The sequence below is a fragment of the Nocardioides sp. genome (genome assembly GCF_034670285.1).
In the GTDB taxonomy this organism is placed as follows: Bacteria; Actinomycetota; Actinomycetes; order Propionibacteriales; family Nocardioidaceae; genus Nocardioides.
This window is the reverse complement of the sequence record NZ_JAXMNS010000009.1, coordinates 1-22,446: the sequence shown is the minus strand read 5'-3', so window position 1 is coordinate 22,446 and position 22,446 is coordinate 1. Positions and strand designations below refer to the sequence as shown.

The window sequence follows — 22,446 nt, the reverse complement described above, 5'->3', positions numbered from 1 at the left end:
CTCCTCCTCTACGCGTGGGGGGGGCTCTCGTACGCCGAGGTAGCCGATGCAGTGGGTGTCCCGGTCGGAACCGTGCGGTCACGCATCCATCGCGCCCGTCGTGCGCTTCGCGGCGCACTCGACATGAACCTGGAGGAGGCCCGATGATCGACGAGCTCACACTCGTGCGCGAGCAGCGCCCCGACACCCGTGCCCCCGATCACCTCACCGTCACGCGGGCCCGGCGCGCCCTGCTGAACCGAGCCGTGGAAGGGCGTCGCCGCCGCCGTCGCCGTGTAATCGCCGTCGGGCTGATAGCGGCCGCAACTCTCGTGGTCGTCGGCGTCGTCTCGCCGTGGAGCAGAACCCTGACTCCTGCGGCCGCGGCAGCCCTGACGACCGCCCACCTCGAAGAGCACCCGGAGGTGGGCGCGGACCAGTACCTGCACATCCGCAAGGTTGAGCGGACCTGGGGATATGGCGAAGCCGGTGAGGTGAACCCGTGGATGCTGGAGTACTGGGTCCCGGGCGACGGCTCGTCCGAGTGGGTCGAGCGTTCCGGTGAGCCCGACGATCGCGAGACCAACTCGTTCGACGACTGGGGGCCGGACCTGTACGTGGATCACGCCGACTCCATGCAGGGGCTTCTTGCCCAACTTCGGGACTACGCGAAGAAGAACGGAGAGGGGCCCGGCCTGCACGGCCTGTGGACGGTGGCGTTCTGGATCGCTCTGGACCCCGTGGCACCCGAGTCCTTCAAGGACGACGTGGTCCGGGCCGTGTCGTCCCTCGATGGCGTGAAGGTGGCCGACCCGTCGTTCTCCTCGCCCGGTCTGAACGGGCGGGCGATCGAGATGCGCGGTTCGTCCGACTTCTGGTTCGTGGTCGACCCCGCCTCAGGAGAGTTCCGAGGTCTTGTCGGTCACCCTGAGAAGGACGAGACGTGGGTAGGTCCCGAGGACCCCATGTGGACCATCGTCTTCGACAACGACGTCGTCAGCGACAAGCCGTAGCCGCCACTCGGCAGCCGACCGAAGCCGAAGTGCTGAACAAACGGCCTGCGGCGGCGCGTCTTCAGGCGTGGAACCGCGCCCAGGCGGGTCGTTTGTTCATGATCTGTGCGCCCGGCTAGCGCCTGCTCAGCCGAGCGCGCGGACGACGGCAGACGGGCTGGGTCGCCCGAGGTGCTCGGCCATCCAGGTGCTGGTGGCGACGAGCGACGGCAGGTCGACGCCGTGCTCGATGCCGAGGCCGTCGAGCAGCCAGACGAGGTCCTCGGTGGCGAGGTTGCCGGTGGCGCTGACGGCGTAGGGGCACCCGCCGAGGCCGCCGGCGCTGGCGTCGTACGTCGTGATGCCGGCGCGGAGCCCGGCCTGCACGTTCGACAACGCCTGCCCGTAGGTGTCGTGGAAGTGCAGCGCGAGCCGGTCGACCCCGACTCCCGCGGCGCCGAACGCCTCGACCAGCGCGGTCACGTGGCCGGCGGTGCCGACGCCGATCGTGTCCCCGAGGCTGAGCTGGGTCGCGCCGAGGTCGAGCAGTCGTTGTCCGACGGTGACGACCTGCTCGATCGGCACGGCGCCTTCCCAGGGGTCGCCGAAGCACATCGACACGTAGGCGCGGACGTCGACGCCGGCGGCCAGCGCACGCTCGACGGTCGGGGCGAACATCGCGAACTGGTCGTCGAGGGTGCTGTTGAGGTTCTTGGCCGCGAAGGTCTCGGTCGCCGAGCCGAACACCGCGATGTGGCGCAGCCCCAGCTCGAGCGCTCGGTCGAGGCCGCGCTGGTTGGGCACCAGCACCGGGAGGTCCTTGCCGGAGTCACCCAGCAGCTCCATCAGGTCGGCGGCGTCGGCCAGCTGGGGCACCCACTTCGGGTGCACGAACGACGTCGCCTCGACCACCGGCAGCCCGGCAGCGACGAGGCGGCGTACGAACTCGGCCTTCACCTCGGTCGGGATCAGCGCCTTCTCGTTCTGCAGGCCGTCGCGGGCGCCGACCTCGTAGATCGTCACCTTCTCGGGCAGACCGGGGGCGGGCACGACCATCGGCAGGCCGCTCATGCGTCGGCCGCCGCGACGACGAAGAGCGTGGCTCCGAGAGCAACCGTGGCGCCGGCCGCCGAGCCGACCTCGGTGACGGTGCCGTCGAAGGGCGCCTTCAGAGCGTGCTCCATCTTCATCGCCTCCATCACGCCGAGCACGTCGCCGGCGCTGACGGCGTCGCCCGCCGCGACCCGCACGTCGAGCAACGTGCCGGGCATGGGCGAGGTGATCGTGCCGTCGCCGGCAGCGGTCGAGCGGCCGAGGGTGGCCGGGCCGGTGAAGTCGTACCACTGGCCCGCGTGCACGACCTCGCAACCGACCCTCGTACGGCGCACGAAGGCGCGGCCGCGGTCGTACAACGCGACCGGCACGATGCCGTCGGCGTCGGCAGGCATCCGGTCGAACCAGCCGCTCGCCTCGAGCACGCGGCCGTTCTGGACGAGCCGACCGCGCGGGCCGCTCATCCGGAAGCCGTCGCCCTGCCACGGGTGGCGGGGCGCGGCGTCGAGCTCGCGGTGGAGCACCTCGCCCGCGGCCGCACGGGCCGCGTCGTCCGCTGGGCGCTCGACCTCGTGGTGGTCGAGCCAGGCGGTGTCGATGGCGGCGGCGCGGAAGTCGTCGCCGGCGACGAGCGTGCGCAGATAACCGGTGTTGGTGGTGAGCCCGAAGATCGCCGTGCCGTCGAGCGCCTCGACCAGGGCCTGGCGGGCCGACTCGCGGTCGGGGCCGTGGGCGATGACCTTGCCGAGCATCGGGTCGAACGAGGTCGAGACGACCTGCCCGGACTCGAGGGCGTGGTCGACGCGGACCGTCGTGTCGCCTACGGTCTCCTCGGGCCAGCGCACGATCGTCGCGGTGCCGGCCTGAGGCAGGAAGCCGCCGAAGGCGTCCTCGGCGTAGATGCGCGCCTCGATGGCGTGCCCGGTGAGGCGGACGTCGTCCTGGGTGAATCCGATCGGCTCGCCCGCGGCGACGCGCAGCTGCAGCTCGACAAGGTCGACGCCGGTGATCGCCTCGGTGACGGGGTGCTCCACCTGGAGGCGGGTGTTCATCTCGAGGAAGTAGAACTCGCCGGTCGCGTTGTCGAGGAGGAACTCGACCGTGCCCGCGCCGGTGTAGCCGACGTGTGCGGCCAGGTCGACGGCCGCCTGGCGCACGCGCTGGCGGGTGGCCTCGTCGAGGGTCGGGGCGGGTGCCTCCTCGAGCACCTTCTGGTGCCGGCGCTGGGTCGAGCAGTCGCGCTCGAAGAAGTGCAGCACCGTGCCGTGGGTGTCGCCGACGACCTGCACCTCGATGTGACGGCCTGACTCGACGTACTTCTCCACGAGCATGGTGTCGTCGCCGAACGCCGCCAACGACTCGCGCTTGGCCGCGGCGAGGGCCTCGCCCATCTCGGCCTCGGAGCGCACGATCCGCATGCCCTTGCCGCCACCTCCGGCGGCGGCCTTGACCAGCACGGGGTACGGCGCGTCGTCACCGGTCGGTACGACGGGCACGCCGGCCGCGAGAGCGATCTCGCGGGCGGCGTCCTTGCGGCCCATCTGCTCCATGACCTCGGCCGTGGGGCCGACGAGCGTGATGCCGGCGGCCTCGAGGGCGGCGGCGAAGGCGGACCGTTCGGAGAGGAACCCGTAGCCGGGGTGCACGGCATCGGCCCCGACCGACTGCGCGGCGGCGACCACCGCCTCGACGTCCAGATAGCTCTCGACGCGCACGGCGTCGTCGGCTGCGTGCACGTGCGGCGCGTCGGCGTCGAGGTCGGTGAAGATCGCGACGGAGTGGATGCCCATCGCCTCGGCGGTGCGCATCACGCGCACCGCGATCTCGCCGCGGTTGGCGATCAGCAGGGTGTGCATGCGGTCTCCGTTCGTCTCACCGGGTCTCGACGCGCCAGTCGCGTCCTCCTTCGTCGGTCGCGTGGCTTGCTCGACCTGGTCGTGCCCACGCGCCGCGCTCGTTCCTCGCGCGTCACTGCACGCCTCACATCCTGAAGATTCCGTAGCGGGGCTCGGGCACCGGCGCGTTCGCCGCAGCGGCGAGGCCCATGCCGAGCACGCGGCGCGTGTCCGCGGGGTCGATGACACCGTCGTCCCAGAGCCGGGCGGTCGAGTAGTAGGGCGAGCCCTGGGCCTCGTACTGCTCGCGGATCGGGGCCTTGAAGTCCTCGTCGTCGGGCTTCCCCGCGACAGTGGCGAGCACGGACGCCGCCTGCTCCCCGCCCATCACCGAGATCCGCGCGTTGGGCCACATCCACAGGAAGCGCGGATCGTAGGCGCGCCCGCACATGCCGTAGTTGCCGGCGCCGAACGAGCCACCGATGACGACGGTGAACTTCGGCACCACCGAGCAGGCCACCGCGGTGACGAGCTTGGCGCCGTCGCGGGCGATGCCCTTGTTCTCGTACTCGCGCCCGACCATGAAGCCGGAGATGTTCTGCAGGAAGACCAGCGGGATGCCGCGCTGGTTGCACAGCTCGATGAAGTGCGCGCCCTTGAGCGCCGACTCGCCGAAGAGGATGCCGTTGTTGGCCACGATCCCGACCGGGTGGCCCCACACGTGGGCGAAGCCGGTCACCAGGGTCTCGGCGTAGAGGTGCTTGAACTCCTGGAAGCGGGAGCCGTCGACGATTCGCTTGATCACCTCGCGGACGTCGTACGGCGTGCGCGTGTCGGTGGGCACCACGTCGTAGAGCGTCTCGGGCGCGAGCAGCGGCTCCTCGACCTCGCGCACCTCCCACGGCGGGGCGGGCGGCGCGGGCAAGGTGTCGACGATGCCGCGCACGATCGCGAGCGCGTGGGCGTCGTCGTCAGCGAGGTGGTCGACGACGCCGGACGTGCGGGCGTGCACGTCACCGCCGCCGAGGTCCTCGGCCGTGACGACCTCGCCGGTCGCGGCCTTCACCAGCGGCGGGCCGCCGAGGAAGATCGTGCCCTGCTCCTTGACGATCACGGTCTCGTCGCTCATCGCCGGCACGTAGGCGCCGCCGGCGGTGCACGAGCCCATCACCGAGGCGATCTGCGGGATCTGCGCGGCCGACAGGTTGGCCTGGTTGAAGAAGATCCGGCCGAAGTGCTCACGGTCGGGGAAGACGTCGTCCTGCATCGGCAGGAAGGCGCCGCCGGAGTCGACGAGGTAGACGCACGGCAGTCGGTTCTCGGCGGCAACGGTCTGGGCGCGCAGGTGCTTCTTGACCGTGAGTGGGTAGTAGGTGCCGCCCTTGACCGTGGCGTCGTTGGCCACGACCACGCACGCCCGGCCGTGGATCATCCCGATCCCGGTGACGACCCCGGCGCTCGGCACCGTGTCGGCGTGACCGGAGGAGTCCTTGGCGCCGTACATGCCGGTGGCGGCCAGCGCGCTCAGCTCGAGGAACGGGCTGCCCGGGTCGAGCAGTCGGTCGACCCGGTCGCGCGCGAGGAGCTTGCCGCGGTCGGTGTGCTTGGTGCGGGCGGCCTCACTGCCGCCCTCGCGGGCCACCGCCAGTCGCGCACGCAGGTCAGCCACGAGGTCTCGGAGTCCGGTCGGATCACTCACAGTCGTCAGGTTAGCGATCGTTAACCGGATCGTCCACGGTCGAGCCCGGCACGACGGGGTTACGACTCGCTAACCTGAGCCCATGACGGGACCCTCGACCGAGGCAGCGGTCGGCCGCCGCGACCAGATCCTCAGCACCGCGGCAACGCTCTTCGCACGGCGCGGCTTCCACGGCGTCTCCGTGGTCGAGATCGGTGCCGCGTGCGGCATCTCGGGACCCGCGCTCTACAAGCACTTCGCGTCCAAGGACCAGGTGCTGGCCGACATGCTCGTCTCGATCAGCGAGCGGCTGCTCGCCGTCGGCCGGGAACGGGTCGTCGCCTCCGCCGGTCCTGCGGACGCCGTACGTCGTCTCGTCGACTGGCACGTCGACTTCGCGCTGCAGCACCAGGCGCTGATCATCGTGCAGGATCGCGACTGGTCGAGCCTCCCTGACGACGCCCGCGACCGGGTGCGCACCCTCCAGCGCGACTACGTGGACCTGTGGGCCGACCAGCTGCGAGCGATCGACCCCGCGCTCTCGCCCGACGCCGCCCGGGCCCGCGCCCACGCGACGTTCGGCCTGATCAACTCCACCCCCCACAGCGGGCTGCTCCCCGAGCCCGACATGCGCGACCTGCTGGCCGAGATGGCCGTGCGCGCGCTGGACGGCGGGTAGCCGCTCGATATGCCTGCTTCCGCGACCTCGTTGCGTCGGCCGGCTACTCGATGACCAGAGGGTGTGGACGTGCCTGTGGCCCCGCCGGGGCCGGCGGGGTGTCGGGGCGGGGTGTTCAGGGCTCGGGTGGGTCGTCGAGCGGGGTGGTAATGGGCAGCCGCCCGTGTCGCTTGCCTCTGACGACGCGGAATCGGTGGCCGGAGGGGCTGGTCCAGTCGTAGACCCCGGGTTGCGGACTGTCGTAGGTCCAGGTGGAGAAGGTCTTGGCGCGGTGGTGCTTCCTGCACAGGAGCGAGAGGTTCGAAGTGGACGTCTTTCCACCGTCGGCGGGGTTGTTCTTGTCGAACGGCACACGGTGGTCGAGGTCGCAGTGCTCGGCACGCCTGGTGCATTGAGGGAACACGCAGCTCTGATCGCGCAGCCGTACCTGTTCGACGAGCTTCGCCGTCGGGACGTAGGCCTGAGTGCTGATCTCCTGGTTCAGGTCGATGACCGGCTTGATGGTCACGGTGGTGCCGGCGGTCTGGCACCAGTCCTTGAGCTGCTCGATCAGCACGTCACCACCACCGATGTTGTCGATCGACACGTGCGGGCTGTCGGCGTCGATGTGGGCGTAGATGACCACCCCGCGCCCACCGGTGTCACCGGTGTCGAGGTCGAGGGTCAGCTGGGTGCGCGCCATCTCACCCACCGCCATGGAGCGCCTTGCGCCCAACGACTCCTCGCAGCCCAGGTCGCCGAGGGCCTTGGCGCCTAGCTTGACCGCTGCCTCCAGGTCGAGGGCGTCCTCGGTCGAGAGGGTGCCGGTGACCTCGACGGTGCCGTCGGTGGGGGCGTTGTGTTGGCCGAGGTGGACCTGGAAGTCGCGGTCGTCCGCAGCTTTGAGCCGCCGTCGCTCTGCTTCTTCTGGGTCGTAGAGGTCGATGGCCTGGGCCACGGTGCGTTCGATCTGCGCGAACGAGCAGGACCGCAGGGTGGGGGCGAGCATCTGGTCGACGTACCTGGCGGCCTCGAACGACAGCGTGAGGGTGCGCTCACAGACGACGAAGGCCTTCCACACCGGCACCTTCAACGCCACGACTTGTTCCCAGATACGGCGCAGTCGGTAGCGCAGCTCGAGCGTCTTGGCGACGTAGGTGCAGCCGCCGTCGCTGCTCATCCCGAGCACGGCTGCGAGGTCGTAGGCGGCGAACTCATCGACCAGCGGGCACCCGACCCCGCCGAGGATCACGCCACCGGCACCAAAGGTCGTGTCATCAACCACCGAGTTGTCGACGCGGTACTCGGTTGCCCATGCGACCACTGCCTGCAGCGCGACGACCTCAGCCGCTGCGGCGGCCGACTTGGCGTCGGCGACCACCTGGAGGGCGGTCGGCATGGGTGTCTTTCGCACGACTCGATTCTACTAGCTACCACCGACATTCGACAGTGTGTTCCCACGACCTCACCTTGGCCCGGCGAGACGGCCCGGGGTGGACCGGGGTCAGGCCGAGGCGTGAGCGATCGACGGCGGCCGGCACACGCGGCACGGCTCCATGCGACGACTGAACGCCTCCTCGAGGCCCACGACGTGGGCCTCGTCGCGCGCCTCGGCCAGGCTGCAGTCGAGCCGGTGGTAGGAGGTGGTGCCGGCGAGCACCATCGCACCGCCGCCGCTGACGCCACCGACGCCACCGACGCCCGCGTGCGCGCCACCCCGGGTGCCGGCAGCGCCGGCCTCGAGAGCCGCAGCCACTCGCTCCATGACGGCCTCGAGACGTGCGCGGTCCTCGCGGGCGTTCTGGATGATCAGCATCGCCGCCCCGATCACCACGAGGGCGACCCCGGTCACGCCGCCGGAGATCAGGAACGGGAACTGGGCCATCGACACGTTCTTGCTGGCCGCGCCGTTCCAGCCGAAGAAGATGACGCCGAAGCCGAGCAGGCAGATCAGCACGCCGAGCTGACCGCCGAGACGGGCGAGGTTGGGGTTGTTCATCTGGTGCTCCTTGAAGGTGGGGATGTGCTGGCCGAGGATGCCGGGTCAGGCACCGAGGTAGGCCTCGCGCAGGTTGACGTTGCGGATGTCGTCGCCGACCGCGGTGTGGGCCACGGTGCCCTTCTCCATGATCAGCGCCCGGTCGGCGAAGGGCAGGGCGCCGGCGTTCTGCTCGACCATCAGCACCGTGGTGCCGTCACGGGCGATCCGCGCAGCGGCCTCCCAGACGGTGCGGGCCACGGTCGGGGAGAGCCCGAGCGAGGCCTCGTCGATCATCAGCAGCCGGGGCTTCGACATCAGGGCACGCCCGACGGCGAGCATCTGCTGCTCACCGCCCGAGAGGGTTCCGGCCATCTGGTCGGCCCGCTCGTCGAGGCGCGGGAAGTAGTCGAGGACGAGCTCGAGCTGGCGCTTGACCGTCTTGGCGTGACGCCGCTGCGACCAGGCCCCGAGGCGCAGGTTCTGCTGCACGCTCAGCCGAGGGAAGACGCGTCGTCCCTCGGGACACAGCGACACGCCGTGCTTGACGCGGGCCGAGGGCGAGCGACGCCCGAGCGAGGAGCCGTCGAAGAGCACCTGCCCCGACGTGGGCTTCAACAGGCCCGCCACGGTGGAGACCGTGGTGGTCTTGCCGGCGCCGTTGAGCCCCAGCAGCACGCAGACCTCGCCCTCCTCGACCACGAAGTCGATGCCGTGGAGCACGGGGTAGCGGCCGTAGCCGACCACCAGGTCCTTGATCTCGAGCAGGGCCATCAGAGCCGCACCTCTTCTCCGGTGTGAGCAGTGCCGGTGGGTTCTGGGGCTTCCTCTTCGCCGAGGTAGGCACGCACCACGTCGGGGTGGCGTCGTACGACGTCGGGGGGACCCTCGGCGAGCACCTCGCCGAAGTTGAGGCAGTAGACGTGGTCGGAGATCCGGGTCACGAGCGGCACGTGGTGGTCGATCATCACGATCGTCAGCCCGAAGGCCTTGCGCAGCCGCAGGAGCAGGTCGCCGAGGTCGTTGGCCTCCTCGGGTCCCATGCCCGAGCCGGGCTCGTCGAGGAGCAGGACGTCGGGGTCGGTGGCCAGCACGGCCGCGATCTCGACCCGCTTCAGCACGCCGTACGGCAGGTCGGCGACCCGCGCTCGGGCGACGTCGGTGAGCTCGAGCAGCTCGAGGATCTGCTCGCCGCGCTCGCTGAGCCGTGCCTCCTCGGCGAAGGAGCCCGGCGACCCGAGGATCCCGGCCACCGGCTCGTAGCCGACCTGGAGGTGCTGGGCGGTGAGGAGGTTCTCCAGGACGGTGGCGTTCTTGACGAGGCCGACGTTCTGGAAGGTGCGACCGATGCCGAGGGCGGTGCGCTTGTGCACCGGCAGCCGGCTGATGTCCTGGCCGCGATAGCTGACCGTCCCGGACGTCGGGGTGTAGAAGCCGGTGATGCAGTTGAACAGCGTCGTCTTGCCGGCGCCGTTGGGGCCGATGATGCCCACGATCTCCCACTCGCCGGCCTTGATCGAGACGTGCTGGAGGGCCTTGATGCCCCCGAAGTGGATGGACAGGTCGTTGATCTCAAGCACGGACATCGCTGACGGTCACCTCCTCGACCTTGCCTGCGTGGGGATCGAAGCGGCGTCCGAGGAGCCACTCGCGCACGGGAGCGATCTGCTGCCCGATTCCTCCGGGGTAGAGCGTGATCGTGACGAGCAGCAGGATCGGTCCCACCACGAGCGCCACGAACTCCTGGGGCAGCCCGATGGTGCCCTCGAAGAAGTCGGTGAGGCTGAAGCCGACGGCACCGAGCGGCTTGTCGACCATCTCGAGCAGCTTGCCGGTCTCGAGGAGCGCGAAGAAGGCGGCCCCGATCACGACGCCCGAGCGGCTGCGCAGACCACCGACGACGGTCATCATCACGAAGAGCAGCGCGAGCCGAAAGCCGAACTTCTGACCCACGATCACCTCGTCGTGGTGGGCGAGGAGCGCCCCCGCGACACCGGCGATGAGCCCGGAGAGCACGAACGCGAGCAGGACGTAGTTCTTCACGTTGATGCCGTACGTCGCCGCCACTCGCGGGTTCTCGCGCAGGGCGGCGAGCGCGCGGCCGGCCTTGCTGCGGGTGAGGCGCCAGTCGATCAGCAGCACGATCGCGAGGATCGCGAGGCAGAGGATGTAGTAGCGCAGCTCGGTCTCGAAGCCGGCCGGTCGTGGTGCGGCCTTGCCGCCCTCGCCGCCGGTGATCTCGGGGATGCCGAGCAGGGTCTGCTCGGCGAACGCACCGAAGGCCAAGGTGACCAGCGCGAAGTAGAGGCCGGTCAGCCGCAGCGAGATCGCCCCGAGCACGCCCGAGACCGCTCCGCCGAGCCCGGCGGCGATGAGCATGCCGAACCAGAAGGAGAGCTGGAGGTCGGTGACGATGTAGGCCGAGGTGAAGGCACCGATGCCGACGAACGCCTGGTGTCCGAGGGAGATCTGGCCCGCGTAGCCGAGCAGGATGTTGAGCGAGAGCCCCACGATGCCGAAGATCGCTGCCTCGGTCGCGGCGCCCACGTCGGAGACCCCGAGCTCGAAGGGCGAGAGGAAGTTGGCCGGGACCGCGATCACGAACCACGCCAGCAAGCCCCACACGAAGCCGCGCGCGGCCTTGCCGTACGGGCCGGGGGTGAAGGGCGTCTCCTCGGCCGGCGGCGTCAGGTCGACGTCCGCGGAGGCCTTGCGAGACCGGACGCGCCGGGCCTTCTTGGGTGCGGGCTCGGACGCCGGCTCGAGGTCGGCGACCGGGATGGCCCGCGTCGTGTCGTTCTCGGTGGTGCTCATGCGGTCACGGTCTTTCCGACGAACACGCCTTGCGGCTTGATCAGGAGCACGGCCAGCAGGAACACGAACAGCACTGCTGCTCCGGTGCCGGGGATCCGCGTGGAGAGCACCGAGAGCGAGCCCAGCTGCTCGACGCAGCCGACCACGAGGCCACCGGCGACGGCGCCCGGCATGCTGCGCATGCCGGCCAGCACCGCCGCCATGAAGCCGGGCAGCAGCGCGGCGAAGGCGCCGAAGCTGAGGAAGGCCGCGGTGAAGGTGAGGATCGGACCCGTCAGCAGGCCGGCGAGACCACCCAGGGCGGCCGCGATGCCCCAGGTCATCATCGAGACCCGTCGTACGGAGATCCCGATCAGCTCGGCCGCGACCGGCTCCTGCTGGGCTGCCTGGACCGCCAGGCCCGAGGGCGACCGGAAGAAGAGAGCCAGCAGGACGGCCACCACGGCCAGGACCCCGGCGGTGATGAGGGCCTGGACCGTGACCGCCGCGCCCCACGGGGTGACGAAGAAGGCGTCACTGATCTTCGGCATCGTCATGATGAGGGTCTCGTTGAACAGCCAGAACTGCAGACCGATGGCCGTCAGCGCCACGCCGGCCGTGCCGACCAGGACCGTCACCTTGGAGGCGTTGCGCAGCGGGTGGATGACGAGCCGCTCGGTGGCCAGCCCCATCGCGATCGCCACGACCAGGCCGAAGACGAACGCCAGCGGATAGCCCCACCCCCACAGCTCGAGGGCGGCATAGGCGGCGAAGAGACCCGTCGTGCCGAACTCGGCCTGGGCGAAGTTGAACACCCCCGAGGCCCGGAACACGAGCACGATCCCGAGTGCGACCAGGGCGTAGACGCTGCCTCGCAGGAGGCCCGACGTCATCGCGATGGCGAACTCCTGGGCGAAGCCGTCCATCAGGGCCGCTCGTTCTGGCGGACCGTGACGTACTCGCGCTTGGCGCAGTCGACCTGCAGCAGGTGCATCGCGGTGCCGCCGAAGCGGGAGGTGAAGTTGGTCGGCGGGAGGACGCCGGTGTTGAACACCTTCTTGTTGGCGATCGCCGCGCTGAGCGACTCGCGCGACAGGTCCTTGCCGGCCGCCGCGATCATGGCGACGACGACCTTCTCGATGCCGTAGATCGCCGCGCCGATGTCGTCGGGCTCGGCGTTGTTGGCGCTGCGGTAGTCACGGACGAAGTCAGCGTTGCGTCGCATCACGTCCATGCCGGGGAAGGTCGAGTAGAAGTAGGAGTTGTCGATGTTCGGGCAACCCGCCGCGGCCACGATGTTGAGGCCGTTGGTCAGACCGGGACCGATGAACGTCGGGGTGCAGACCATCGACTTCGAGACGTTGAGCAGCGTGCTCGGGCTGGCGTTCCAGATCACTGCTTCCGCACCGGCGTTGCAGATCCGGGTGCCGATGGAGAGCGCCTCGGACTGCGTGTTCTTCGGGATCCGGGCGGCGTACTGGAAGGCTCCCCCGGCAGCCGACTTGAGCGCGGACTCGGCGCCCGAGTGGAAGTCGTTGAGCGAGTCGTTGTCGGCGGTGATGACGACCACCTTCTTGCCGGCCAGACGCTCCTTGTAGAGGTTGGCGAGCATCGGCACCTGCTGCTCGTAGGACAGCGACACCGCGAAGTACGTCGACAGGTCACCGAGCGGCACCTGGCCGGGGCGGTTCTGGTGCACGCCCGCCGAGATGTAGGGCACCCCGACCGAGTCGGCGTACCGGGCGCAGGCATCGATCTGGTCGGCGCCCGCGCCGCCGATGAGGAGGAAGACCTCTTCCTGCTCGGCCATCTCCTTGCACTTCACGCGCGCCACGTCAGGACGGAACTGGTCGTCCTCGAAGAAGACCTCGATCTTGCGGCCGTTGATGCCGCCGGCGTTGTTGATCGCCTTGAAGTAGACGCCGACCGCCCGCTCGAACGAGCTCTGCGGCACGGCCGCGGCACCGGTCACCGGCGCGTGGACGCCGATCTTGATCGTGCTGTCGGTGACACCGGTCGTGTCGCCGCCACCGGACGGCGCTGCGGGTGCCGAGCCGCCGCCCGTGGTCTGCGGCTGCTCGCCGCCGCCGGTCGAGCCCCCCGAGCTGCCGGAGCCGCCCGAGGTCGTGGTGCCCGAGCCGCCGGAGCCGCCGGAGCCGCCCGAGGACCCGGACGAGGTCGACCCACCGGTCGATCCCCCCACCGAGCCGAAGTCGCCGCCGGAGCCGCCCGAGGAGTCAATGGCGGTGCCGGTCGCGGGGTCCACCACGTTTCCCTGGGAGTCGACCACCGAGCCGTCGACGGCAACGAACCCGCCGGCCGGGACCGCGGTCTCGATGCCGGGCTTCTGTCCGCACGCGGCCAGGCCGGCGCAGGCGACGATCGCGACGACTGCGGAGCTGAGTCGGGTGTTCACGTGCGGTCCTCCAAGGTGATGATGGCGCCAGCACCGGAAGTGGTGCTGGTGGGGGGCGAGCTGGGGGCGGTGGCCGAGGCACCGCGGGTGAAGCCGGGCGGGCGTGCTGCGCGAAGTCGCTCGAGGGCCTTGCCGACCCCGCGCTGACGTCCTCCGACGACGGGCTGGGCGGAGCCGCCCATCGCGACCATCACGAGGTAGGCCAGCATCAGGGCGACCACGGCCAGGGCCACGGCGCGCGCACCGAGCCCGGCGTACCAGGCCGAGGAGGCCGAGACCGGGACGAGCGCCTGCTCGTTGTTGTCGACGGCGTCGGGAGTGATGCCACCGCCGGCGGGCTCGCCCTCGGCGGCACTGCCCTCGTCGACCCCGGAGGAGTCGGGGGCCGCGAGCGGCCCGAGGTCGGCCGAGTCGCCGGAGTCACCTGAGTCGATGCTGCCGCCGCCGGTGCTGATGCTCCCGGAGCCGAACGACCCCGTCGTGCCGCCACCACTGGAGGGCTCGGAGCCCCCGCCGGTGGACCCGTCGGTCGACCCGTCGGTGGAGCCGTCGGTCGAGCCGAACCCGCCGTCGCCGTCCCCGTCGCCGGGGGCAGAGGACTTGTCGACCGAGGCTGCCAGTCCGATCCCCTTCTCTGCGTCGAAGGCGACCTGGAAGCTCGGCGCGCCCTGGGCCGGGTCAGCTGCCGGAGCACCCACCAGGACCACAGCCGGCGAGTTCTCCCGCGTCGAGGAGTTCCAGGCGCCGGCCAGGGACGTCAGGTCAAAGGTCCAGAGGCCCTTCTTGCTGCGTACGCCGGGAGCGACCGCGCCCTCGCAGTCGAAGGCGGGCCGGGTGGTCCAGGCACCGTTGTCGACTCCCACCCAGAACGGTTCGGTGACCGGGCAGGCGATCAGCGTCGCCAGGTCGGAGTTGATGTTGGCCCCGCGCTCCTCGGACTCCTGCATCGCGAGGATCACCTCGGTGACGATGGCGTCGTCGGGGCCCTTGAGGTCGAACTCGAGAGCAGCGACCCGCTCTGGCTCGTCGTTGATCAGGGCGACCGGGATGGTGCCCTCCGGCGCGTTGACGGCCGGGACACTGGGCGGCTGGGCCAGTCCGGTCTCCGGCGGCGGCTCGTTGCTCCTGGACCACCAGCCGTCCTGCAGCAGCACCCCTCCGTTGAACTTCCCGGGCTTCGCGCCGTTGTCGGCGGCGACGGCCGGGCCGGCCAGGGTCAGGACCGCAACCGTCAGCGGAGCGGTGAGGGCAGCCAGGGTGGTGAAAGCTGCCGCGCGAGGTAGCTCGCGTCGTCGGAGGGCTCGACTCGTAGACATGACTTCTCTCGATCCGGGGTGGTGGTGTCGTGATCAACGTCACCGGAGAAGCCAAGTTACGAACCGGTAGGAAAGTGGCTTAGACCACCTCGTGCGCACGCCGGGCTACCGAGGCAGCCGGCGGCGAACCGTCAGAGCAGGTGGTCGATGGAGCCGCCGGCATCCAGACGGCTGAGCAGCTGCGCCGCGCGGTCGGCCGCATCGAGCGCGACGTCCACATCGGCGTCGACCTGGTTGTCTTCGGACGGTGCGGATGTGGGGAGCGACGTCGGCGCCACGGCCCGGGTCGTGAGCGCGTGCAACCGCGCCAACAGCTCCTCGCGGGGCAGTCCGCGCAGGTGGAGGAGTAGCAGCGGCGAGCGATCGAGCAGCCAGGCAGCCTGGTAGAGCACCGCCAGGGCGTGCGGGCAGGGGTCGACCCAGGCGTCGCACGAGCAGGAGCACTCCAGCTCACCGCCGAATGGCAACAGCTCGACGCCGGCCTCGTCGGCGTGCTCGACCAGGGTGTGCGGGAGGTCGCCGGCCAGCAGCGCCCCGATACGACCTGCCTCAGCCGCCACGACCTCGACCAGCGCCTCGCCTGCCTCGGAGTCGACCGTCGGGAGCGCGACGGCGACGCTCCACAGCCCCCGGGAGTCGGCGACCGCTGCGACGAGGCGTCCGCGGCCCAGCGAGATGCCGCCCACCGCCCCCTGGCGGGCGAGCGCCCGCGCAGCGCGCAGCTCGTCATCGGCATACGCGGACTCCTCCACCGCCCGCACCCACGCCTTGCCCCACCAGGTGGTGGCGCGCGCGGCGCCCCGGCGAGCCGCGAGCGGCGGGTGCGCGATCACCTCGGACCTGGACTGGGCACTCATCGGGCTCTCATCGGGCACTCATCAGGCACGGGCTTCGGGCCGCAGCGTCACGAGGTCGCGCAGCTCGTCGTTGCTCAGCTCGGTCAGCGCCGCCTCCCCGCGCCCGAGGACGGCGTCGGCGATGGCCCGCTTGCGACCGAGCAGCTTGGCGACCTTCTCCTCGATCGAGCCCTGCATCGTCATCCGGTGCACCTGCACAGGCTTGGTCTGACCGATCCGGTAGGCCCGGTCGGTGGCCTGCTCCTCGACGGCAGGGTTCCACCACCGGTCGAGGTGGATCACCTGATCGGCGCGCGTGAGGTTGAGCCCGGTGCCACCCGCCTTGAGCGACAGCAGGAACACCGGCGCCACGCCCCCGTCGGCGGAGTCCTCTGCGCCGGACTGCTGGAAGCGCGCGACCATCGCCTCACGCTCACGCACCGGGGTGCCACCGTGCAGGAACTGGTGAGGCACGCCGGTCTTCGTCAGGTGGGCCTCGACCAGGCGCCCCATGGCGACGTACTGCGTGAAGACCAGCGCGGCGCCGCCCTCGGGCAGCACGGTCGCGAGGATCTCGTCGAGCAGGTCCAGCTTCTCCGAGCGCCCTGAGAGCCGCACGGCCGTGCCGGACTGCTTGAGGAACTGTGCGGGGTGGTTGCAGATCTGCTTGAGACCCGTGAGCAGGGCGAGCACCAGCCCGCGGCGCGCGTCGGGGTCGGCCCGCTCGATGCGTTCCATGGTCTCGCGCACGAAGGCCTCGTAGAGCACGACCTGCTCGCGGGTGAGGCTGAGCGGGTGGTCGGTCTCGGTCTTGGCCGGCAGCTCGGGGGCGATGCCCGGGTCGGACTTGCGGCGTCGCAGCAGGAACGGCTCGATCAGGTCGGCGAACTGTCGCGCCTTGGTGGGCTCGAGCCCCGACTCGATCGGACCCGCCCACACCTTGCGGAAGGCGTTGCGGCTGCCCAGCAGGCCGGGGATCGCCCAGTCGAGGATCGCCCACAGCTCGGTGAGGTTGTTCTCCACCGGCGTGCCGGTGAGCGCGACGCGCGCCTGGCTGGTGATGCCGCGCAGGGCGCGTGCGGTGGAGGAGGCGGGGTTCTTGACGTGCTGCGCCTCGTCGGCGACGACGAGGTCCCAGTCGACCTCGCCGAGAGCCGCGGCGTCGACCCGCATCGTGCCGTAGGTCGTCAGCACGAAGCCGGCGTCGTCATCGCTCCCGATGAGGCTTGCCTGGCCGGGGTCGTCGACCAGGAGGTCGCCCAGCTCGCGACCGGTGCCGTGGAAGCGGCGGACGGCGACGCCGGGGGCGAAGCGTCGGACCTCGGCCTCCCAGTTGCCCAGCAGGCTCGCGGGACACACCACGAGCGTCGGGCCGGGAGCGCGTCGACCCTGCTGTCTTGCGACCTCGCGGCGGTGGAGGTGGAGGGCGATCACGGTGATCGTCTTGCCCAGCCCCATGTCGTCGGCCAGGCACGCACCGAGGCCGAGGTCGGTGAGGTCGGCCAGCCAGGTCAAGCCGTGGCGCTGGTAGTCACGCAAGTGGGCGTCGAGCCCGGACGGCGTCTCGATCGGCGGCCGGACCGCGGCGGCCAGCAGCCGCTCGCGCACCTTCAGCAGCGAGGCGCCGACCACGACGGGCTGCTCGTCGGGCACCCCGTCGGCAAGGGCGCCCGGGGCCGTGATCGTGACTGCTCCGGTGAGGGCTGCGGCGATCGCCTGGGCCGGCTTCACGGTGCGGATCAGGCGCTTCTTCGCCTTGCGGGCGGTGGCGGGGTCGACGACCGTCCAGCTGCCCCGCAGCTTGAGGATCGGGGAGGCCGCGCCGGCCAGCTCGTCCATCTCCTCGGCGGTCAGGTCGTCGCCGTGCATCGCGAGCTGCCAGCGGAAGCCGAAGAGGGACTCCGTGCCGAGCAGCGGCTCCTGGAGGGGCTCCTCCCGGGCGGCCGACGCCGCGCCGTTGGTCGCGCGCCGCTCCTCGCGCTCGAGGACCGCCGTCGCGGTGAGGTCGCGCCCCAGGCTCGTCGGCCACCGGACCTCGACCCCGATGGCCTCGAGCGCCTCGACCCCGGTGTCGAGCAGGCTCACCAGCTCGTCGGTGTCGAGGGTGATCTGGTCGGGCACCCGCAGCGCCAGCATCCGGTCGAGGACGGGCCAGGCCTCGGCCGCGGTGCGCAGCGCGATGCTCGCGTGCGTGCTCGCCCGGGAGCCGAAGCCGTGGTGGGTGCCCGTGGCGCCGTCGGGCTGCGAGTAGAGCTCTGCGGCATCGCAGACGTGCAGCGGGTTGCGCTCGTCGTGGGCCTGGAGCACCACGCGGACGGCGCCCGCGACGAGCTCGTCCTCGTCGGCCTCGAGCCGCAGCGAGAGCCGCACCAGCTGGGGCAGCCGGGACTCCTCGGGGTCCTCGCCGCGCTGGTGCGACCCGCCGGCCGCGCCACGCTCGTCCGCCTCGTGCTGGGCGCGACGCAGCGCCAACCGCTCTTGGAAACGGTCGCCGAAGCCGCCAGCAGGGCGGTCGGCGGGTGCCGCGGCCCCAATGGCAGTGGTAGCAGTGGTGGCAGTGGTGGCAGGAGCGCGATCGGTGCTCGCGCGCGTGCTGCCCACCGGGGCGCTGCGGGGCATCACGTCGATGACGGCGTCGAGCATCTGACGCACCACCTGCTCGGCGGCGGCGGCGTCGAGTCCGTCGTGACTGCGCGAGTCGGCCAGCATCAGGACCCGCTCGTCGTCGGCTGCGTCGAGCGGCGCAGCCCGCCAGCTCTGCTGGGACTCCGAGGGCTCGAACTTGCCGGCGGCGACCAGGCGCATGCCCAGCATCACCGCGCCCGAGAGCAGACCCACGCTGGGATGGACGTCGTCGCGGGCGCGGGCCTTACTGAGGATCGGCAGCGCCGCGCGCAGCGGCAGCTCGATGGTGCGCCGGTCGTCGCTGAACTCGACCACGCTGTCGCGGGGCGGATCGGCCGCTCGCAGCGTGGCGGTGCCGGTGACCGGCACGAAACTCATTCTCGGCTCACTCCCGGCTCACCCTCGACTCACCCGTGCTCCTGCCGGTCCACCCCATGCAGCGAGGCTAGCCGCCGCGGCCGACACCCGGATCGGCCCCGGGACCCACGGGTGAGCCGCGGTGCTCGGCTTCCACGACCAGCGCCGTCAGCGCCGCCAGAGCGGCCTCGGTGGTGGCGGGGTGCGGCACGTCGGGGTCGACCCAGTCGGCGACCGGCACGGGATCCGACCTCAGCTCGGCGAGGTCGCCGACGACGTCCACCCCGCTGGCCAGCACCCAGGCGATCCAGCGCTCGATCTCGGCGTCCAGCCACTCGGTCTCGGACGGTGGCACCCCGGGACGCGGGCTGTCGCGACCCGCGAGCCCCTGCCCGACCACCGTGCGGCGCACGACTCGCTGGTGCGGGCCCCCGCGGCGGTTCGAGCCGTCGAGGAGCCGGTTCAGAGCCAGCAGGACCTGGGCCTCGGGGATCCCGAACGACTCGTTGATCCTGCTCGGCTGGGTCGGGACCCAGGAGTCGTCGATGCCGGTGAGGCTCCCGAACCGGCGCCACAGGGCTGATCGGTCACCGCCCGGCGGCGCCACGGTGACGAGGTGCACCCGCTCAGCCGGCAGGTGGGTCAGCCAGCGACCGAGGACCGCGGGCACGTCGAACGACGCCTGCAGCCAGAGCTCGCCGGTGCGAGCTCGGTCGAAGTGGGTGGCGAGGTCGGTGGTGCCGCCGTTCTTGAGTCCTTCGAGCCAGCCCGAGACGAGCTGGCGGCCGAGGGCGCGCGCGCTGTAGATCACGTGCAGCTCGGCCTCGTGACCCAGCGCCTCGACCACCCGTGCCACGGCGTCCTCGTCGCACCGCACGAATCCCTCGTGGCTGATGACCACCGGCCCGTCGTGGCCGTGCACCTGACCGACCAGCTCGTCCCACGACCCCTCGATCAGGGCCGGGTCCTGGCCCATGACCATGCCCATCAGCTCGAGGGAGGCCCGGAACGCCAGGCCGGCCGGACGGGCACCCGTCCCCCGTGGCACGAGGACGCCGTGCCGGGCCAGGTTGGCGGCATTGCGCTGCAGGCGCGTCTGGATCGCGGTGGTCCCGGTCTTGGGCGCACCGATGTGAAGGTGCACGCGCCGGGACATGGCGCCATCCTGCCAGCGCCTGCCAGCGCAGGCGGCCTCGTCCTCGTCTCATCGCAGACGTAACGCTTGCGGAGGTCTGTCGTTGGGACTTCAACCCCAAGCTCCGGAGCGCCCCATTTCGGGTGGGCGTCGCTGCACCCCACGGAGTGTCTGACCCCAGGAGTCATCTTGACGACCCCACGTCCCATCCGCTCGACCATCGCCCTGGGAGCAGCCGCGCTGCTCAGCAGCGCAGCCCTGATGGCCCCCTCGGCCGCCACCGCCCTCGGAGCAGTCGGACAGGCGTCGCCGTCGGCGACCTCCGCCTCGTCCGGCCTCGCACCGGTCTCGCCCTACCTCGCCGACATCATGTCGTCGCTGTCCGGGCGCTCGACGGTCCTGGTCCACGGCGCGACCCTCGCCGATGCCCAGCGCGCCGTCCGCGAGACCGGCATGACCACGTCGACGACCTTCGCCAAGATCGCCGTCGTCGCCGCCACGGGCACCAAGGCTCAGATCGACGCCGTGCGCGCCGCGAGTGGCGTGACCTACGTCGAGGGCAACGCGCCGATCGAGTTCTTCAACGACACCTCCAACACCGCCACCCGCGGCAAGGAGGCCATCGCCACCCGCACGGGGGCCAACGGCTCCGCGCTCGACGGCTCCGGCGTCTCGGTGGCGGTCATCGACTCCGGCATCGACCCGACCCACCCCTACTTCGCCGAGGACGACGGCAGCAGCGCCGTGGTCGCCAACCTCAAGACCGTCTGCGTGCCGGCCACGACCGCCTGCTCGGTCCTGCCCGTGCCCGGCTTCCTCGACACCGACACCACGGCGGCCGGTGGCCACGGCACCCACGTCAGCGGCATCGTCGCGGGCCGGCCGACCACGCTGAGCTCCGGCGAGACGCTCCAGGGCGCAGCCCCCGGCGCCAAGGTCGTCTCTCTCGCGACCGGCGCCGTGCTGCTGATCCTCGGCGCCGACTCCGCCCTCAACTGGGTCCTCGAGAACCACGAGGCACCCTGCGGTGCGGGCGTCTCGGCCGCCGAGTGCCCGCCGATCAAGGTCACCAACAACTCCTACGGTCCGACCGGCGGCGGCTCCTTCGACCCGCAGTCGGCCACCGTCAAGCTCCAGCGTGCGCTGGCAGCCGAGGGTGTCGTGACCGTGTGGGCCAACGGCAACGACGGCGGCGACGGCTCCGAGAGCTTCTCCAACCCGCCCGGACAGGACCCGACCGGTGGCGTGCTGTCGGTGGCCTCCTACAACGACCTCGACAACGGCACCCGCAACGGTGAGGTCTCGTCGTTCTCCTCGCGCGGCCGTGACGGCGCCCAGGGCACCTACCCCGATATCTCCGCCCCCGGCGACGGCATCACCTCGGCCTGCCGGATCTACCTGCCGATCTGCACCACCGGGCTCGACTTCCGCAACGGCCCCGGCCCGCTCGACCTCGGCACGTTCAACACCATCAGCGGCACGTCGATGGCGGCCCCGCACATCGCCGGCATCGTCGCTCAGCTGTTCCAGGCCAAGCCCGACGCCACGCCTGCTCAGATCGAGACGGCCCTGAAGACCACCGCCCACAAGTTCACCGACGGCGCGGCCTACGAGTCGGGCCCGCTCGGTACGACGTCCTTCGACAAGGGCTACGGCCTCGTCGACGTCGTCGCGGCGGTCGACGCACTGAACTGACTCAGCACCACCCGATCCGAGGGTCCTCGTCCGCTGCGGACGGGGGCCCTCGATCTTTCTACCCCGGGGCGTAACCCCGAGCCGGGCGCCTCGTTGAACTCCTCGAAGCCACCACCCGATTCGGGTGTGATCACTTCCGACCTGTCATGGGGGCAGGCCGGCAGTGGTCTCGCTTCCGGCCCGTTCCCCCCCCCACCGGGCCGGAAGCGCGGGCCTCACACCTCTCGCAGGCCCGGCATCACGTCGCGGGCCACGGCCTCCAGCACCGCTGTCGACGCCGCGTAGGGCTCCTCGTCGCGCGGCCAGTGCGTCACCACGTCGGTGAAGCCGAGATCGCCGGCGCGACCCACGAGGTCGGTGAAGAACTCCACGCTCGACAGCGACGTGCGACCCGCCGCCGACAGGTGGGGGGCCGAGTCGAGCAACAGGTAGCGAGGCAGGCCGTCGTCGGCGCGACCCCGTGCGTGGAGCTCGTCGTCGTAGAACGCGCTCGCCTCGGCGAGCCCGGCCCACCACTCCTCGACGTCCTCCACGGACGGACCGGTGGTCACCCACCCGTCGCCGACCCGGGCGGCGTAGCGCAGGGAGCGCGGGCCGTTGGCGGCGACGACGTACGGCGTGCGGCGCAGCGGCGGCAGCGTGCGGGCGTCTGCTGTGGAGAACCACCGGCCGTCGGCCGACACGTGGTCCTCCTCGCGCAGCCGCACCAGCAGGTCGACGAACTCCTGGAAACGGCTCACCCGCTCCCCCACCGACAGCTCACCCGTGGCCAGCAGCCCGGAGTCGAGGGTGCCGCCGGTGCCGAGGCCGAGGAGGAACCGGCCGTCGCTGAGGTCCTCCAGCGCCTGGGCGTCGCGGAAGAGCAGGTAGGGGTGACGGAAGTTGGGCGAGGCGACCAGGGTGCCGAGTCCTATCGTCGAGGTGACCGCCGCCGCCGCACCGAGCACCGGGGTGGCGGTGGTCCAGGGCGCCTCGGGCAGACCTCCCCACACCAGGTGGTCGTAGGTCCAGGCGTGGTCGAAGCCCATCTCCTCCGCGGCCTGCCAGCGAGGACGGGACTCCGACCAGGGGAGGTCGGTCAGGATCGTGATGCCGAAGCG

At 71.2% G+C, this 22,446-nt stretch carries 19 protein-coding genes; 4 read left to right on the top strand and 15 right to left on the bottom strand.

The window, feature by feature from the left end:
• The coding region (locus VOI19_RS01170; protein ID WP_323791120.1) for a sigma factor-like helix-turn-helix DNA-binding protein at positions 1-147 on the top strand (147 nt) is incomplete at its 5' end.
• A complete protein-coding gene (locus tag VOI19_RS01165; protein ID WP_323791119.1) occupies positions 144-992 on the top strand; it encodes a hypothetical protein in 849 nt (282 codons plus the stop codon). The genes VOI19_RS01170 and VOI19_RS01165, both read left to right, overlap by 4 nt.
• Before the next feature lie 126 nt (positions 993-1,118).
• Here VOI19_RS01165 and VOI19_RS01160 read toward each other — a convergent pair whose 3' ends face one another.
• The 3 genes from VOI19_RS01160 to VOI19_RS01150 all read right to left on the bottom strand — a co-directional run bounded on the left by VOI19_RS01160 (position 1,119) and on the right by VOI19_RS01150 (position 5,567).
• The gene (locus tag VOI19_RS01160) at positions 1,119-2,042 is read right to left on the bottom strand and encodes a hydroxymethylglutaryl-CoA lyase (protein ID WP_323791118.1); all 924 of its coding nucleotides are present in this window, start codon (positions 2,040-2,042) and stop codon (positions 1,119-1,121) included.
• Positions 2,039-3,880: an acetyl/propionyl/methylcrotonyl-CoA carboxylase subunit alpha gene (locus tag VOI19_RS01155; RefSeq protein ID WP_323791117.1), complete on the bottom strand. Its 1,842-nt coding sequence runs from the start codon at positions 3,878-3,880 to the stop codon at positions 2,039-2,041. The genes VOI19_RS01160 and VOI19_RS01155 overlap by 4 nt, the downstream gene beginning before the upstream one ends.
• A gap of 124 nt (positions 3,881-4,004) precedes the next feature.
• The gene (locus VOI19_RS01150) at positions 4,005-5,567 is read right to left on the bottom strand and encodes a carboxyl transferase domain-containing protein (protein WP_416366301.1); all 1,563 of its coding nucleotides are present in this window, start codon (positions 5,565-5,567) and stop codon (positions 4,005-4,007) included.
• A 73-nt stretch (positions 5,568-5,640) separates the two neighbouring features.
• On the opposite strand from VOI19_RS01150, the gene VOI19_RS01145 reads away from it, so the two are divergent.
• Positions 5,641-6,216 (top strand): TetR/AcrR family transcriptional regulator, encoded by a 576-nt coding sequence (locus tag VOI19_RS01145; protein ID WP_323791115.1) that lies wholly within the window; start codon positions 5,641-5,643, stop codon positions 6,214-6,216.
• A gap of 115 nt (positions 6,217-6,331) precedes the next feature.
• Here the strand turns inward: VOI19_RS01145 and VOI19_RS01140 are convergent, their stop codons facing one another.
• The 11 genes from VOI19_RS01140 to VOI19_RS01090 form a co-directional block, all read right to left on the bottom strand.
• On the bottom strand, positions 6,332-7,609 hold the full coding sequence (locus tag VOI19_RS01140; RefSeq protein ID WP_323791114.1) for an HNH endonuclease: 1,278 nt from the start codon (positions 7,607-7,609) through the stop codon (positions 6,332-6,334).
• A gap of 90 nt (positions 7,610-7,699) precedes the next feature.
• Positions 7,700-8,194 (bottom strand): hypothetical protein, encoded by a 495-nt coding sequence (locus tag VOI19_RS01135; protein WP_323791113.1) that lies wholly within the window; start codon positions 8,192-8,194, stop codon positions 7,700-7,702.
• 45 nt (positions 8,195-8,239) lie between these two features.
• A complete protein-coding gene (locus VOI19_RS01130) occupies positions 8,240-8,947 on the bottom strand; it encodes an ABC transporter ATP-binding protein (protein ID WP_323791112.1) in 708 nt (235 codons plus the stop codon).
• Positions 8,947-9,759, bottom strand: a complete 813-nt coding sequence (locus tag VOI19_RS01125) for an ABC transporter ATP-binding protein (RefSeq protein ID WP_323791111.1) — start codon at positions 9,757-9,759, stop codon at positions 8,947-8,949. The genes VOI19_RS01130 and VOI19_RS01125 overlap by 1 nt, the downstream gene beginning before the upstream one ends.
• On the bottom strand, positions 9,746-10,987 hold the full coding sequence (locus VOI19_RS01120; protein ID WP_323791110.1) for a branched-chain amino acid ABC transporter permease: 1,242 nt from the start codon (positions 10,985-10,987) through the stop codon (positions 9,746-9,748). The genes VOI19_RS01125 and VOI19_RS01120 overlap by 14 nt, the downstream gene beginning before the upstream one ends.
• On the bottom strand, positions 10,984-11,892 hold the full coding sequence (locus VOI19_RS01115; RefSeq protein ID WP_323791109.1) for a branched-chain amino acid ABC transporter permease: 909 nt from the start codon (positions 11,890-11,892) through the stop codon (positions 10,984-10,986). Before VOI19_RS01115 ends, VOI19_RS01120 begins: the two co-directional genes overlap by 4 nt.
• On the bottom strand, positions 11,892-13,382 hold the full coding sequence (locus VOI19_RS01110; RefSeq protein ID WP_323791108.1) for an ABC transporter substrate-binding protein: 1,491 nt from the start codon (positions 13,380-13,382) through the stop codon (positions 11,892-11,894). Before VOI19_RS01110 ends, VOI19_RS01115 begins: the two co-directional genes overlap by 1 nt.
• Positions 13,379-14,698, bottom strand: coding sequence for a hypothetical protein (locus VOI19_RS01105; protein WP_323791107.1), 1,320 nt, complete (start codon positions 14,696-14,698; stop codon positions 13,379-13,381). The genes VOI19_RS01110 and VOI19_RS01105 overlap by 4 nt, the downstream gene beginning before the upstream one ends.
• 131 nt (positions 14,699-14,829) lie before the next feature.
• Positions 14,830-15,555 (bottom strand): SWIM zinc finger family protein, encoded by a 726-nt coding sequence (locus VOI19_RS01100; RefSeq protein ID WP_323791106.1) that lies wholly within the window; start codon positions 15,553-15,555, stop codon positions 14,830-14,832.
• Between the two features lie 21 nt (positions 15,556-15,576).
• A complete protein-coding gene (locus VOI19_RS01095) occupies positions 15,577-18,537 on the bottom strand; it encodes a DEAD/DEAH box helicase (RefSeq protein WP_323791105.1) in 2,961 nt (986 codons plus the stop codon).
• 67 nt (positions 18,538-18,604) lie between these two features.
• Entirely contained in the window at positions 18,605-19,672 is a 1,068-nt protein-coding gene (locus tag VOI19_RS01090; protein WP_323791104.1) for a hypothetical protein, read from the bottom strand.
• Between the two features lie 168 nt (positions 19,673-19,840).
• Between VOI19_RS01090 and VOI19_RS01085 the strand changes: the two genes are divergently transcribed.
• Positions 19,841-21,346 (top strand): S8 family peptidase, encoded by a 1,506-nt coding sequence (locus VOI19_RS01085; protein WP_323791103.1) that lies wholly within the window; start codon positions 19,841-19,843, stop codon positions 21,344-21,346.
• Positions 21,347-21,561: 215 nt separating this feature from the next.
• Here the strand turns inward: VOI19_RS01085 and VOI19_RS01080 are convergent.
• Positions 21,562-22,446: LLM class flavin-dependent oxidoreductase (locus tag VOI19_RS01080; RefSeq protein WP_323791102.1), on the bottom strand; the 885-nt coding region annotated here is incomplete at its 5' end.